Here is a 12739-nt window from a genome sequence, read left to right as displayed (position 1 = left end):
CCGCGTCAGGCGATGGTGATCGGCGTGCCCAGGGGCAGGATGCCGGCCAGCATCGTGATGTCGTCGTTGCTGAGGCGGATGCATCCGTGGCTCGCCGCCTGGCCGATGCTGTCGGCATCGTCGGTGCCGTGCATGCCGATCTGGCCGGGGCCGCCGCCGAAGCTGTTCAGCACGTCGGAGAACGCCGAGATCCCGTAGGCGAAGGGGCCGTACCCCTGGTTGGTGGGCGCCAGCAGCTCGGTCAGATAGAAGTCGCCCAGCGGGGTCGGGGTGTCGCCCGTTCCGATGGCCGCTGCGAATGTCTGCACCACCTCGGCGCCCTTGAGGAGGGTGACCGTGCGGTCGGCGGTCGAGACCTCGAGGCGGTATTCGAGCGAAGCCACGGTGACGTCGGATGCTCGCACCCAGCCGACCGAGCCGTTCGGGCGCATCGGCAGCTTGACCTGCAGCCACGCACCCTCGGTCGCCTCGACCAGGAAGACGAGCGGCGCCCCGGAAGCGTTCGGGTTCGCGAAGGTGGTGAGCTGCGCACCGTCGACGGCGTCGTAGACCGCGACCTCGGCGTTGATCGCCGTCGCCACCTCGCCGACCGTGGTGCTCACGGGTTCCGGAGCGTGCGTCGGCTCGGCCGACGGCACCGCAGCCGTGGGCGTGGGCTCCGGGGCGGGGGTGCATCCCGTCATCACCGCGGCGACGAGCACGACGGCGGCGAGCAGGGCGGGCATCTTCACGTTCATGGGTGCTTCTCTTTCAGCTCGACACAGCGGTGTGCCCCGCCCGACGAACGGGCGAGGCACACCGTGATGACGCGGGTCGATCAGCCCGTGAAGTTGGCGTTCGTCGCGATCGGCGTCGGAACCGGTGCCGGAGCGGTGGCTGCGACATCGAAGTTGTACGTGTTGCCGCCGAAGCTGATGCTGCGCACCAGTGCGGTCTGGCCCGGGTCGACGAAGACGCCCACCGCGAGCACCTCGGGCGCGGCGCCGAGTTCGAGCGCGAGTCCGAACGCGTCGACGACCTCTTCCCACGTGTGCTCGCCCTGCGAGAGCACGAGGGTCTCACCGATGGTGACGTTCTGGCTCGAGAACCAGGTGCCACCGGTCTGCGGGGTGCCGGCCGGGAGCGGACGGATGGTCGCGAAACCGAGGTTGCCGTCGCTGGCCGAGTTGAAGAAGACCGGGTACTGGAAGGTCGCGATGCCGTCGACGTCGACGGCGGATCCGTCGACCAGCACGACGAAGTCCATGGAGTCAGCGATCGGGATGATGCCGCCGTAGAGGAACTGCGTGGCACCCGTCAGAGTGATGCCGGAGGCGTTGTCGACCGGAGCCGTCGTCGGCTGCGGGTCACCGGTGAACCAGCCGTTGGGGTAGCTGTCACCCTCAGCGCCGTAGGAGTTGTCGGGAACGTCGATCTCCGCGGCCATCGCGGGTACGGCGAGGGCGAACGAGCCGACGACGAGCGCCAGTGCGGCGCCGACGGCGGGGAGGCGGTGCTTCTTCATGAATGCTCCTGAGGAAAGGGCGCCCGGGGCGGCGCCGCGTGACGCACGGGGGTACGGCACGACTTCTCGCAATATATCGGCATTCTGACAGCGCGGTCAATTAACGATGACATCACGGGTCCGGCCCGCCCACCGCAGGGCGAAGAACGCGGAAAGACGAAGAAGCCCGCCACCCCGAAGGGATGGCGGGCTTCTTCACGAACGAGTGATTACTCGGACTTCTCCTCGGCGGGCGCCTCGGTGGTCTCCTCGACGGGAGCCTCCTCGACGGGAGCCTCCTCGGCGGCAGCCTCGGCCTCGGCCGGCTTCTCAGCGGGCTTCTCGGCCTTCTCTGCCTGGGGGGCGGCAGCGGCGGTCTTCTTGGCCGACTTCGCCTTCGGCGTGACGGGCTCGAGGACGAGCTCGATCACGACCATCGGGGCGTTGTCGCCCTTGCGGTTGCCGATCTTGGTGATGCGCGTGTAGCCACCCTCACGGTCAGCGACCAGCGGAGCGATCTCGGCGAAGAGCGTGTGCACGACGCTCTTGTCGCCGATGACCGACAGCACGCGACGGCGTGCGTGCAGGTCACCGCGCTTGGCGAACGTGATGAGACGCTCAGCGAGCGGACGAAGACGCTTGGCCTTGGTCTCGGTCGTCTTGATCGACTTGTGGGTGTACAGCGCAGCCGCGAGGTTGGCAAGCAGCAGGCGCTCGTGTGCGGGGCCGCCTCCGAGGCGGGGACCCTTAGTGGGCTTGGGCATAATCGTCTAGCTCCTGGTCAGAAAGGTCGGGTATCAGAAGGACTCGTCTTCGCTGCCGCCGTAGAAGTGGGCGCCGTCGAAACCGGGCACCGAATCCTTGAGCGACAGACCGAGCGAGATGAGCTTGTCGCGCACCTCGTCGACCGACTTCTGGCCGAAATTACGGATGTTCATGAGCTGCGTCTCCGACAGGGCGACGAGCTCAGAAACGGTGTTGATGCCCTCACGCTTCAGGCAGTTGTACGAGCGGACCGACAGGTCGAGGTCCTCGATCGGCATCGACAGCTCGCTGGAGTTCACTGCCTCCACCGGCGCCGGGCCGATCTCGATGCCCTCGGCCTCGACGTTCAGCTCGCGGGCGAGACCGAACAGCTCGGTGAGCGTCTTCGCAGCCGAAGCGACAGCGTCGCGGGGGCTGATGGACGACTTCGACTCGACGTCGAGGATGAGCTTGTCGAAGTCGGTGCGCTCTCCGGCACGAGTCGCCTCGACGCGGTAGCTGACCTTCAGGACCGGCGAGTAGATCGAGTCGATCGGAATCTGACCGGCCTCGGCGTACTCGTTGCGGTTCTGCGTCGCCGAGACGTAGCCACGGCCACGCTCGATCGTCAGCTCGAGCTCGAACTTCGCGGTGTCGTTGAGCGTCGCGATGACGAGCTCGGGGTTGTGCACCTCGACACCGGCCGGAGCCGAGATGTCTGCGGCGGTCACTTCGCCCGCACCGGTCTTGCGCAGGTAGGCCGTGATCGGCTCGTCGCGCTCCGACGAGACGACGAGCTGCTTGATGTTGAGGATGATCTCGGTGACATCCTCCTTCACGCCCGGGATGGTGCTGAACTCGTGCAGCACGCCGTCGAGACGGACGCTGGTGACAGCGGCACCGGGGATCGACGAGAGCAGGCTGCGACGAAGCGCGTTACCGATCGTGTATCCGAAGCCGGGCTCCAGAGGCTCGATGATGAACCGGCTCCGGTTCTCGACGATCTTTTCCTCGGTGAGTGTGGGACGCTGTGCAATAAGCACTCTGTGTTCCTTTCGATCACATGACCGCTATATGACATGTGGTGGGTGAGGTTTTGAGTTGTGGAAGTCGATGCCCGCATGCGGGCGTGAGAGCCGCTCGGCCCTCGCCGGCTCAGAGAGCGTGGAGAGACGAGCGGCTCACGAGCCGGATCAGACGCGGCGGCGCTTCGGCGGGCGGCATCCGTTGTGCGCCTGCGGGGTGACGTCCTGAATCGAGCCGACCTCGAGGCCAGCGGCCTGGAGAGAGCGGATCGCGGTCTCGCGGCCGGAGCCCGGACCCTTCACGAAGACGTCGACCTTCTTGACGCCGTGCTCCTGCGCCTGACGGGCGGCCGACTCGGCGGCCAGTCCTGCAGCGTAGGGAGTCGACTTGCGCGAGCCCTTGAAGCCCACGCCACCCGACGATGCCCAGCTGATGACAGCGCCGGACGGGTCGGTGATCGAAACGATCGTGTTGTTGAACGTCGACTTGATGTGGGCCTGGCCCAGCGCGATGTTCTTCTTTTCCTTGCGGCGCGGCTTGCGCGCGGCGGCCTTGGGTGCAGCCATGAAAGTGTTCTCCTAGTCCCTGGGGCCGCTGCTTAGCGGGCCTTCTTCTTGCCTGCGACGGTGCGCTTCGGGCCCTTGCGGGTACGGGCGTTGGTCTTGGTGCGCTGACCACGGACCGGGAGACCACGACGGTGGCGGATGCCCTCGTAGGAGCCGATCTCGACCTTGCGGCGGATGTCTGCGGCGACCTCGCGACGAAGGTCTCCCTCCACCTTGTAGGTCCCCTCGATGTGGTCGCGCAGGGCGATCAGCTGGTCATCGCTGAGGTCCTTGACGCGAACGCTCTCGTCGATGTCCGTCGCCTTGAGGATCTCGACCGAGCGGGTACGGCCAACGCCGTAGATGTATGTAAGGGCGATCACCACGCGCTTGTCGCGCGGGATGTCAACGCCGGCAAGACGTGCCATGCGGTTCTCCTGGGGTGTTGTGGAGGTGTGGAACAGGATCGGTGCCCGGGCCTCCGCCCGAGGTGTCCTCTCCGTCGGCGCCTGAGCTCCGACGAAGGATCTGACCCTGCCGTTTCGTATTGAGTTGTGAGATTGCGAGAGCGGTGCTCACGCAGCGGGGTCCGTCGGTGAAACCGATCGACCCGCAGGGCACTCAGCCCTGGCGCTGCTTGTGACGCGGGTTGCTCTTGCAGATCACCATGACGCGGCCGTGGCGACGGATCACCTTGCAGTGATCGCACATCGGCTTGACGCTGGGGTTGACCTTCATGATGTTTCCTGTTCGCTGTCTTCGTACCGCCCCGTCGGGGGCAGGCCGTTACTTCTCGACCGGTTAGCGGTAGCGGTAGACGATACGGCCGCGGGTGAGGTCGTAGGGGCTGAGCTCCACGACGACACGGTCCTCGGGGATGATACGGATGTAGTTCTGCCGCATCTTGCCGGAGATCGTTGCCAGGACCTTATGTCCGTTGCTGAGCTCAACGCGGAACATCGCGTTGGGCAGAGCCTCGGATATGACGCCCTCGATCTCGATGACACCGTCTTTCTTAGCCATAGCCTCGCTGACGCTTCTGCAGACCGGTCGATCTGCGGTGGGTGGGTGATTGTGATGCCGCCCTGTCGGACACGCCGAATCAGGGCACAAGGCACCAAAGATCTATGTTAGACGACGCGGCATCATCCGGCAACTTGAGAGAGCCGTGATGTGCCCGCCATGCGGGGACGACGAAGGGGCGACCCGCTGAGCGGGCCGCCCCTTCGACCGTCGCGAGTCGCTCAGGGGAGGATCTTCGCGAACTGGGTCTGGATGTCGGCGTTCTCGATCCGCTCGCCGTTGACCTCGACGGTCGGCGTGCCCTGGATCTCCTGGGCCTTCGTCTGGTCGCCGACGAAGTCCATGTAGGTGCCGTCGGCGATGCAGTCTGCGGCAGCGCCTGCGCCCACCTGCTCGGCGTATGCGGCGAGTTCTTCGTCGGTGTAGCCGGCCGTGTTCTCCTGCGGCTGGTTGGCGAACATGAAGTTGAAGAAGTCGAGGAACGAATCGGGCGCGTTCTCGGCGACGCAGTAGGCCGCGCTGGCGGCACGCGTCGAGTACTTCGTGTTCTGCGAGTAGCGATCCAGGATCGACACCGGGTGGATGTTCAGGGTGATGTCGTCGCTCGCGGCGGCGGACTGCAGCTGCTCGCCGTAGGCGTCTTCGAAGTCACCGCAGACCGGGCACATGAAGTCGACGAACACATCGACCTCGTTCTCGCCCGCACCGAAGCTGATGGCGCCGGTCTCGGTATTGACGTTGCCGCCCTCGGGAGCGACGCCGGGGGCCGTGGCCTGATTGTTCAGGAACACCACGAGTCCACCGAGCACGACCAGGACCACGACGACGGCGATGGACACCCCGATCGCGAACCAGTTGGTGTTGCTCTTCGCCGCTGCCATTTTCTTCCGTTCTGTCGGTTGCTCGCCGCGCTGGAGCGGGCGCCAAGTACTCTGTGATCTTCCTGCATCAGCCTATGCGGTTCGTGTGAGGGCAGCCTTTCCCGCACCTCACGCTTGCGTAACATCGCACGCGCCTCAGCGACGGCACGAGGCATCCGTCCTGCGGATTCTCGTGACGATGTGACGCCCCCTGAGCGTTCTAGGCGAACGGAACCGGCGTCACGCCGAAGGGCGCGAGACCCGCGGCACCGCCGTCGGGCGCCGTGAGCACCCAGACACCGCCGGCGTGCACCGCCACGCTGTGCTCCCAGTGGGAACCATCGGAACCGTCGACGGTCGAGACCGTCCAGTCGTCGTCCTCGACGAAGGTCTCTTCTCCCCCGGCGGTCACCATCGGCTCGATGGCGACCACGAGACCCGGCTTCACGTCGGCTCCCGGGTCGGGAGTGCGGTAGTTGAAGATGCTCGGCGCTTCGTGCATCTTGCGACCGATGCCGTGGCCCACGTACTCGCGGAGGATCCCGTACGTCTCACCGGAGACGGCGGAAGGACCCTGCGACTCGATGTAGCCCTGGATCGCCGCCCCGACGTCACCCAGAGTCGCGGCAGTGGCCAGTTCGGCGATACCCGCCCACATCGATCCCTCGGTCACGCGCGAGAGCTCCTCGCGATTCGCGACGAGCTCGGGGCGCGAGTCGTCGGGGATCACGACGGTGATGGCGCTGTCGCCGTTCCATCCCTCGAACTGGGCGCCGCAATCGACCGAGACGATGTCTCCGGCCTGCAGCACGAGGCCGCCGGGGATGCCGTGGACGACCTGTTCGTTCACGGATACGCAGATGGTGTGGTGGTAGCCGCGCACCAGCTGGAAGTTGGACTCCGCGCCCCGGGCGAGGATCACCCGGTTCGCCTCGGCATCGAGCTCGAGCGTCGTGACGCCGGCACGGATCAGCGGCCGCACGGCGTCGAGCGCCGCGGCGGTGATGAGCCCCGGCTCCACCATGGAACGCAGCTGCGCAGGGGTCTTGTAGATCGACCGGCGGAACATCGCCGAACCTCAGACCGCGACGCGGAGACCGCGCGCGTCGAGCGCGGCGACAATACGGTCGGTGACCTCGTCGAGGGCACCGGTGCCGTTGATACGGTCGACGATGCCCTTCTCGCTGTAGACGTCGATGATCGGCGCCGTCTCGCGCTCGTAGATGTCGAGGCGGTGCGCGATGGCATCTTCGGTGTCGTCGGAGCGCCCCTGCTCGATCGCCCGCAGGCTGAGTCGGGAGATGCTCTCTTCTCGCGGCACATCGAGAAGCAGAACGGCGTCGAGCGACTCGCCACGCGCCGACAGGAACTCTTCGAGGTGCGCGACCTGCGCGGTGTTGCGCGGATACCCGTCGAGGAGGAAGCCGTTCGACGCATCGTCCTGCGACAGACGATCGCGCACGATCTCGCTGGTCAGTTCGTCGGGGACGAGGTCTCCACGATCGAGGATCGCCGTGACCTGCTGGCCGAGCTCGGTGCCGCCCTTGATGTTGGCCCGGAAGATGTCTCCGGTCGACACGACGGGGATGCCGAAGGTCTCGGCGATGCGCACACCCTGCGTTCCCTTACCGGAGCCCTGCGGGCCGACGATCAGAAGACGTGCGGATGCCGTCATCGGAGGAGCCCTTCGTAGTGACGCTGCTGCAACTGCGCGTCGATCTGCTTGACCGTCTCGAGACCGACACCGACGATGATGAGGATCGACGCGCCACCGAACGGGAAGTTCTGGTTGGCGCCGACGGTCGCCAGAGCGATCAGCGGGATCAGCGCGATGAGACCCAGGTAGATCGATCCGGGCAGCGTGATGCGCGTCAGCACGTAGTCGAGGTACTCGGCGGTCGGACGACCCGCACGGATGCCGGGGATGAACCCGCCGTACTTCTTCATGTTGTCGGCCACCTCAACGGGGTTGAAGGTGATCGCCACGTAGAAGTACGTGAATCCGATGATCAGGAGGAAGTACGCCAGCATGTAGACCGGGTGGTTGCCGGTGGTGAAGTTGGCGCTGATCCAGGTGACCCACGGAGCCGGCGTCGAGCCGTCCTGCGGGGTGTTGAACTGCGCGATCAGAGCCGGGATGTACAGCAGCGACGACGCGAAGATCACGGGGATCACGCCGGCCATGTTGACCTTGATCGGGATGTACGTGTTGGTGCCGCCGTACGTGCGACGGCCGACCATGCGCTTCGCGTACTGCACGGGGATCCGTCGCTGGGACTGCTCAACGAAGACGACGAGACCCATCACGATGATTCCGACCAGGAGGACCAGGAGGAAGACCTCGAAGCCCTTGGTCTGCCAGATGAGGCCCATGGCGCCGGGGAACGTCGCAGCGATCGACGTGAAGATGAGGAGAGACATGCCGTTGCCGATGCCGCGCTCGGTGACGAGCTCGGCGAACCACATGATCAGACCGGTACCGGCGGTCATCGCCATGATGATGAGCAGCTGTGCCCACCACACGTCGTTCGTCAGAAGATTGTTGCAAGCGGCGAGATCGGTGGAACCGAAGAGCTGGCCGCTGCGGGCCACGGTCACGAGCGTCGTCGACTGCAGGAGCGCGAGCGCGATCGTGAGGTAGCGCGTGTACTGGGTCAGGCGGCCCTGGCCTGCCTGACCTTCTTTGTGCAGCGCCTCGAAGTGCGGGATGACCACACGCAGCAGCTGCGTGATGATGGTCGCCGTGATGTACGGCATCACACCCAGCGCGAAGATCGACAGCTGCAGCAGGGCGCCACCCGAGAACAGGTTGACGAGTCCGAGCAGACCGTCGGTACCGGAGTTCGCCGCCAGACATTCCTCGACGTTCGGGAAGTTCACGAACGGAGCGGGGACGTTGGAACCGAGTCGGTAGATGGCGATGATGGCCAGAGTGAAACCGATCTTCCGACGGAGGTCGGGAGTGCGGAAGATCCGCGCGATGGCGCTAAACAAGAACGTTCCTCCTGAAAAGGGTTGCCGCAACCGAAGGGCGGCTGAAAGACCAGAGTAACCTACACACGGTTCCCGGCATCCAAAACCACAGAAGGGGCCGGAGAATCTCCGACCCCTTCCATGCTGTGGTTACTTGACGGAACCGCCCGCAGCCACGATCTTCTGCTCGGCAGAACCCGAGACCTTGTCGACCGCGACGGTGAGCTTCACGGCGATGTCGCCGTTTCCGAGAACCTTGACCTTCTCGTTCTTGCGAACGGCACCCTTGGCGACGAGGTCGGTGATGGTGACATCTCCGCCCTTCGGGTACAGCTCCGCGAGCTTCTCCAGGTTGACGACCTGGTACTCGACGCGGAACGGGTTCTTGAACCCGCGCAGCTTCGGGGTGCGCATGTGCAGAGGCATCTGCCCACCCTCGAAACCGACGCGAACGGTGTTGCGAGCCTTGGTGCCCTTGGTTCCACGACCAGCGGTCTTACCCTTGGAACCCTCACCGCGACCGACACGGGTCTTCGCGGTGTTGGCTCCGGGGACCGGACGCAGGTGGTGCACCTTCAGCACGCCGGGGCGGGATGCCGGAGCATCCTTCTTCGGCGCAGCCTTCTTGGCAGCGGGCTTCTTGGCAGCGGAGTCGGACTTGGCGTCGGACGCAGCGGTCTTGGCCGCCGCAGTCTTGACCGGAGCCTTCTTCGCGGCGGGCTTCTTCTCGGCAGCAGCCTTGGGGGCAGCAGCCTTCTTCGGGGCCTTCTCGGCCTCGACGGCTTCGTTCTTCTCAGCCATTAGTCGATCTCCTCAACCTTGACGAGGTGGGCGACGGTCTTGACGTATCCGCGATTCTGCGCGTCGTCGGGGCGAACGGTGCTGTCACCGATGCGCTTGAGACCGAGGCTGCGCAGCGTGTCGCGCTGGTTCTGCTTCTCGCTCACCTTGGACTTGATCTGTGTGACCTTGAGCCGGGCGGCCATCAGGCACCTACCTTCTGTGCGGCGATGGCCTCAGCCTCGGCGCGGACAAGACGCGCCGGTGCCACCTGGTCGAACTCGAGGCCACGACGTGCGGCGACCGCACGAGGCTCCTCGAGCTGCTTCAGGGCAGCGACGGTCGCGTGCACGATGTTGATCGTGTTCGACGAACCGAGCGACTTCGACAGGACGTCGTGGATACCGGCGCACTCGAGCACGGCGCGAACGGGACCACCGGCGATAACACCGGTACCACCGGCCGCCGGACGCAGCAGGACCACACCAGCGGCGGCCTCACCCTGCACGGGGTGCGGGATGGTGCTGCCGACGCGCGGAACGCGGAAGAAGTTGCGCTTGGCCTCTTCGACACCCTTAGCGATCGCCAGAGGGACCTCACGGGCCTTGCCGTAGCCGACGCCGACCAGACCGTTGCCGTCACCGACGACCACGAGTGCGGTGAAGCTGAAGCGACGACCACCCTTCACGACCTTCGAGACGCGGTTGATGGTGACGACGCGCTCCAGGAACTGGTTGTCTCCACGGTCACGCGAGTTGCGGTCACGTCCGCCGCCCTGGTTGCGATCGCGACCGCCACCTCGGCGGCCCTCGCGGGCAGGCTCGGCCTGAGTCGTACCGGCAGCCGTCTCAGAGACGACCGCGGCCGCCTCGGGAGCGGCAGCAGCCGTTTCGGTCACTTCGTTCTCCTTGTTGTCACTCACAGTGCCAGACCCCCTTCACGGGCGCCATCGGCGATGGCGGCGACACGACCGGCGTAGCGGTTGCCACCGCGGTCGAAAACGACCTCGGAAACGCCGGCAGCCTTCGCACGCTCGGCGACGAGTTCGCCGACCTTGCGGGCCTTGGCGGTCTTGTCACCCTCGAGCGAACGAACGTCGTTCTCGAGCGTCGAAGCCGACGCGACGGTGTGCCCCTTGCTGTCGTCGACGAGCTGCACGAAGACGTGGCGAGCCGAACGGTTGACGACGAGACGCGGACGCGCCTCGGTGCCGACGACCTTCTTGCGAAGGCGGGCGTGGCGACGCGCGCGGGCGTCAGACTTTGACTTGAGAGCCATGATTACTTACCACTCTTTCCGGCCTTGCGACGCACGATCTCGCCGGCGTAGCGAACGCCCTTGCCCTTGTACGGCTCGGGCTTGCGGATCTTGCGGATGTTCGCAGCTGCCTCGCCGACAGCCTGCTTGTCGATGCCGCTGACGGTGAGCTTGTTGGTGCCCTCGACCGTCAGCGTGATCCCGGCGGGCGGGTCGATCAGGACCGGGTGCGAGAAGCCCAGGGCGAACTCGACCGAGCTGCCCTTCTGCTGCACGCGGTAACCGGTACCGACGACCTCGAGGCCCTTGGTGTAGCCCTCGGTCACGCCGATGATGTTGTTGTTGATGAGCGTGCGGGTCAGGCCGTGAAGCGACCGGGACGCGCGCTCGTCGTCGGGACGGGAGACCAGAACCTGGTTCTCCTCGACCGCGACCTCGATGGGGCTGGCCACCGTGAGGGTGAGTTCACCCTTGGGGCCCTTCACCGCGACCTCACGGCCGTCGACCGAGATGGTCACGCCCGCAGGAACGTCGATGGGAAGTCGTCCAATACGCGACATTTCGAATTACCACACGTAGGCGAGAACTTCTCCGCCCACGCCCTTCTGCTCAGCCTGACGGTCGGTGAGAAGACCGGAGGAGGTGGACAGGATGGCTACGCCGAGCCCGCCGAGAACACGGGGCAGCTCGGTCGACTTTGCGTACACGCGAAGCCCGGGCTTCGACACGCGCTTGATGCCAGCGATGGAGCGCTCGCGGTTCGGGCCGTACTTCAGCGTGAGCGTGAGGTTCGAGCCCACGCGAGCGTCAGAGGTCTCCCAGCCGGAGATGTAACCCTCCTGCTGAAGGATCGCGGCGATGTGCGTCTTGAGCTTGCTCGACGGCAGGGTCACAGATTCGTGGTGCGCCGAGTTCGCGTTACGCAGACGGGTCAGCAGATCTGCGACCGGGTCTGTCATTGTCATTGTTATTGTCCTTTTGTCATGAGGTTCCGGCTGCCGTTACACGACAGACGGCCTGCGATGAGCACGCAATCTTCAATTGTACGTGCACATCGACGGGCTCAGTGACACTGGTTCACTGAGCCCGTCGAGGTTGCTACGCCTTTGCGTCTTCCGAGCGGAACGGGAAGCCGAGGTGACGGAGCAGTGCCCGACCCTCGTCATCCGTCTTCGCGGTGGTGACGACGGTGATGTCGAAACCGCGAACCCGGTCGATCTTGTCCTGATCGATCTCGTGGAACACGCTCTGCTCCTGGAGACCGAAGGTGTAGTTGCCGGTGCCGTCGAACTGCTTGCCCGAGAGACCGCGGAAGTCGCGGATACGGGGCAGTGCGAGCGAGACGAGGCGGTCCACGAACTCCCACGCGCGGTCACCGCGGAGGGTGACGTGCGCGCCGATGGCCTGGCCCTCGCGCAGCTTGAACTGCGCGATGGACTTGCGAGCCTTCGTGACGATCGGCTTCTGGCCGGTGATCTTGGTGAGATCGTCGACCGCGCCATCGATCACCTTGCTGTCGCGAGCTGCCTCGCCGACACCGGTGTTCACGACGACCTTGACCAGTCCGGGGATCTGCATGACGTTCGCGTAGCCGAACTCTTCCTGCAGTGCCTTCTTGATCTCAGCGTTGTACTTCGCCTTCAGGCGGGGCTGGATCTTGCCAGCCACCGCAGCGTCGGTGGTTGCCATCAGAGGTCCTTACCTGACTTCTTCGCGAACCGCACGCGGACGGTGCGCTTGACGCCGTCCTTGGTCTGCTCCTCGACCCGGTGGCCGACCTTGGTCGGCTTCTTGGTCGAGGGGTCGACGAGTGCGACGTTCGAGATGTGGATGGGGGCTTCGACGGTCTCGATGCCTCCGGTCTTGGTGCCGCGCTGAGTCTGACCGACGCGCGTGTGCTTGGTGACGTAGTTCACGCCCTCGACGATGATGCGGTTGCGCTCGGCAGAGATCTCGAGGACCTTGCCCTGCTTACCGCGGTCGCCGCCGCGCTCGGGCTTTGCGCCCGTGATGACCTGAACGAGGTCACCCTTCTTGATCTTCGCCAT

The 12739-nt window shown here is 65.4% G+C and carries 20 protein-coding genes; all 20 read right to left on the bottom strand.

Annotated elements, in window-relative coordinates; translation table 11 throughout:
• Window positions 1–5: 5 nt before the first annotated feature.
• The 20 genes from ACIOSY_RS09125 to rplX all read right to left on the bottom strand — a co-directional run bounded on the left by ACIOSY_RS09125 (window position 6) and on the right by rplX (window position 12739).
• Window positions 6–737, bottom strand: a complete 732-nt coding sequence (locus ACIOSY_RS09125) for a L,D-transpeptidase (RefSeq protein WP_400852359.1) — start codon at window positions 735–737, stop codon at window positions 6–8.
• Between the two features lie 80 nt (window positions 738–817).
• The gene (locus ACIOSY_RS09120) at window positions 818–1504 is read right to left on the bottom strand and encodes a hypothetical protein (protein ID WP_400852356.1); all 687 of its coding nucleotides are present in this window, start codon (window positions 1502–1504) and stop codon (window positions 818–820) included.
• Between the two features lie 209 nt (window positions 1505–1713).
• A complete protein-coding gene (rplQ, locus tag ACIOSY_RS09115) occupies window positions 1714–2247 on the bottom strand; it encodes a 50S ribosomal protein L17 (RefSeq protein ID WP_400852353.1) in 534 nt (177 codons plus the stop codon).
• 33 nt (window positions 2248–2280) lie between these two features.
• The gene (locus ACIOSY_RS09110; protein WP_400852350.1) at window positions 2281–3270 is read right to left on the bottom strand and encodes a DNA-directed RNA polymerase subunit alpha; all 990 of its coding nucleotides are present in this window, start codon (window positions 3268–3270) and stop codon (window positions 2281–2283) included.
• A 150-nt stretch (window positions 3271–3420) separates the two neighbouring features.
• Window positions 3421–3819 (bottom strand): 30S ribosomal protein S11, encoded by a 399-nt coding sequence (gene rpsK, locus ACIOSY_RS09105; RefSeq protein WP_136055213.1) that lies wholly within the window; start codon window positions 3817–3819, stop codon window positions 3421–3423.
• A 32-nt stretch (window positions 3820–3851) separates the two neighbouring features.
• The gene (rpsM, locus tag ACIOSY_RS09100; RefSeq protein ID WP_400852346.1) at window positions 3852–4226 is read right to left on the bottom strand and encodes a 30S ribosomal protein S13; all 375 of its coding nucleotides are present in this window, start codon (window positions 4224–4226) and stop codon (window positions 3852–3854) included.
• A gap of 193 nt (window positions 4227–4419) precedes the next feature.
• Window positions 4420–4536 (bottom strand): 50S ribosomal protein L36, encoded by a 117-nt coding sequence (gene rpmJ, locus ACIOSY_RS09095; RefSeq protein WP_033106073.1) that lies wholly within the window; start codon window positions 4534–4536, stop codon window positions 4420–4422.
• Window positions 4537–4599: 63 nt separating this feature from the next.
• Window positions 4600–4821 carry a translation initiation factor IF-1 gene (infA, locus tag ACIOSY_RS09090; RefSeq protein WP_017201569.1) on the bottom strand — a complete coding sequence of 74 codons (222 nt, stop codon included), beginning with the start codon at window positions 4819–4821 and terminating at the stop codon, window positions 4600–4602.
• A gap of 221 nt (window positions 4822–5042) precedes the next feature.
• Window positions 5043–5702 carry a DsbA family protein gene (locus ACIOSY_RS09085; protein ID WP_400852343.1) on the bottom strand — a complete coding sequence of 220 codons (660 nt, stop codon included), beginning with the start codon at window positions 5700–5702 and terminating at the stop codon, window positions 5043–5045.
• 199 nt (window positions 5703–5901) lie between these two features.
• Window positions 5902–6750, bottom strand: a complete 849-nt coding sequence (gene map, locus ACIOSY_RS09080) for a type I methionyl aminopeptidase (RefSeq protein WP_400852340.1) — start codon at window positions 6748–6750, stop codon at window positions 5902–5904.
• 9 nt (window positions 6751–6759) lie between these two features.
• Window positions 6760–7356: an adenylate kinase gene (locus tag ACIOSY_RS09075; protein ID WP_400852337.1), complete on the bottom strand. Its 597-nt coding sequence runs from the start codon at window positions 7354–7356 to the stop codon at window positions 6760–6762.
• The gene (gene secY, locus ACIOSY_RS09070) at window positions 7353–8675 is read right to left on the bottom strand and encodes a preprotein translocase subunit SecY (RefSeq protein WP_400852334.1); all 1323 of its coding nucleotides are present in this window, start codon (window positions 8673–8675) and stop codon (window positions 7353–7355) included. Before secY ends, ACIOSY_RS09075 begins: the two co-directional genes overlap by 4 nt.
• A gap of 129 nt (window positions 8676–8804) precedes the next feature.
• Window positions 8805–9455: a 50S ribosomal protein L15 gene (gene rplO / locus ACIOSY_RS09065; protein WP_400852331.1), complete on the bottom strand. Its 651-nt coding sequence runs from the start codon at window positions 9453–9455 to the stop codon at window positions 8805–8807.
• On the bottom strand, window positions 9455–9640 hold the full coding sequence (gene rpmD / locus ACIOSY_RS09060) for a 50S ribosomal protein L30 (protein ID WP_102191670.1): 186 nt from the start codon (window positions 9638–9640) through the stop codon (window positions 9455–9457). The genes rplO and rpmD overlap by 1 nt, the downstream gene beginning before the upstream one ends.
• Entirely contained in the window at window positions 9640–10332 is a 693-nt protein-coding gene (rpsE, locus tag ACIOSY_RS09055) for a 30S ribosomal protein S5 (RefSeq protein WP_400852327.1), read from the bottom strand. The genes rpmD and rpsE overlap by 1 nt, the downstream gene beginning before the upstream one ends.
• A 20-nt stretch (window positions 10333–10352) precedes the next feature.
• Window positions 10353–10712: a 50S ribosomal protein L18 gene (gene rplR, locus ACIOSY_RS09050; protein WP_400852325.1), complete on the bottom strand. Its 360-nt coding sequence runs from the start codon at window positions 10710–10712 to the stop codon at window positions 10353–10355.
• 2 nt (window positions 10713–10714) lie between these two features.
• Entirely contained in the window at window positions 10715–11251 is a 537-nt protein-coding gene (gene rplF / locus ACIOSY_RS09045) for a 50S ribosomal protein L6 (RefSeq protein ID WP_400852322.1), read from the bottom strand.
• Between the two features lie 6 nt (window positions 11252–11257).
• Window positions 11258–11656 (bottom strand): 30S ribosomal protein S8, encoded by a 399-nt coding sequence (rpsH, locus tag ACIOSY_RS09040; RefSeq protein WP_400852319.1) that lies wholly within the window; start codon window positions 11654–11656, stop codon window positions 11258–11260.
• Window positions 11657–11789: 133 nt separating this feature from the next.
• Entirely contained in the window at window positions 11790–12380 is a 591-nt protein-coding gene (gene rplE / locus ACIOSY_RS09035) for a 50S ribosomal protein L5 (RefSeq protein ID WP_400852316.1), read from the bottom strand.
• A complete protein-coding gene (gene rplX, locus ACIOSY_RS09030) occupies window positions 12380–12739 on the bottom strand; it encodes a 50S ribosomal protein L24 (protein ID WP_400852313.1) in 360 nt (119 codons plus the stop codon). The genes rplE and rplX overlap by 1 nt, the downstream gene beginning before the upstream one ends.

Source organism: Microbacterium sp. NPDC087665 (assembly GCF_044743285.1).
Classification (GTDB): Bacteria; Actinomycetota; Actinomycetes; order Actinomycetales; family Microbacteriaceae; genus Microbacterium.
The sequence above is the reverse complement of the archived record's forward strand: the minus strand, read 5'-3'. Positions and strand labels throughout refer to the sequence as shown.

Coding starts and splice junctions, on each gene's coding strand:
- rpmD (WP_102191670.1), bottom strand. CDS start 9,640: ATGGCCGCCCGGCTCAAGGTCACACAGATCAAGTCCAAGGTGAGCGAG.
- ACIOSY_RS09075 (WP_400852337.1), bottom strand. CDS start 7,356: ATGACGGCATCCGCACGTCTTCTGATCGTCGGCCCGCAGGGCTCCGGT.
- rplR (WP_400852325.1), bottom strand. CDS start 10,712: ATGGCTCTCAAGTCAAAGTCTGACGCCCGCGCGCGTCGCCACGCCCGC.
- rplO (WP_400852331.1), bottom strand. CDS start 9,455: ATGGCTGAGAAGAACGAAGCCGTCGAGGCCGAGAAGGCCCCGAAGAAG.
- ACIOSY_RS09085 (WP_400852343.1), bottom strand. CDS start 5,702: ATGGCAGCGGCGAAGAGCAACACCAACTGGTTCGCGATCGGGGTGTCC.
- ACIOSY_RS09120 (WP_400852356.1), bottom strand. CDS start 1,504: ATGAAGAAGCACCGCCTCCCCGCCGTCGGCGCCGCACTGGCGCTCGTC.
- infA (WP_017201569.1), bottom strand. CDS start 4,821: ATGGCTAAGAAAGACGGTGTCATCGAGATCGAGGGCGTCATATCCGAG.
- rpsK (WP_136055213.1), bottom strand. CDS start 3,819: ATGGCTGCACCCAAGGCCGCCGCGCGCAAGCCGCGCCGCAAGGAAAAG.
- rpsH (WP_400852319.1), bottom strand. CDS start 11,656: ATGACAATGACAGACCCGGTCGCAGATCTGCTGACCCGTCTGCGTAAC.
- map (WP_400852340.1), bottom strand. CDS start 6,750: ATGTTCCGCCGGTCGATCTACAAGACCCCTGCGCAGCTGCGTTCCATG.
- rplE (WP_400852316.1), bottom strand. CDS start 12,380: ATGGCAACCACCGACGCTGCGGTGGCTGGCAAGATCCAGCCCCGCCTG.
- ACIOSY_RS09125 (WP_400852359.1), bottom strand. CDS start 737: ATGAACGTGAAGATGCCCGCCCTGCTCGCCGCCGTCGTGCTCGTCGCC.
- rplF (WP_400852322.1), bottom strand. CDS start 11,251: ATGTCGCGTATTGGACGACTTCCCATCGACGTTCCTGCGGGCGTGACC.
- rpsM (WP_400852346.1), bottom strand. CDS start 4,226: ATGGCACGTCTTGCCGGCGTTGACATCCCGCGCGACAAGCGCGTGGTG.
- rplQ (WP_400852353.1), bottom strand. CDS start 2,247: ATGCCCAAGCCCACTAAGGGTCCCCGCCTCGGAGGCGGCCCCGCACAC.
- rplX (WP_400852313.1), bottom strand. CDS start 12,739: ATGGCGAAGATCAAGAAGGGTGACCTCGTTCAGGTCATCACGGGCGCA.
- rpmJ (WP_033106073.1), bottom strand. CDS start 4,536: ATGAAGGTCAACCCCAGCGTCAAGCCGATGTGCGATCACTGCAAGGTG.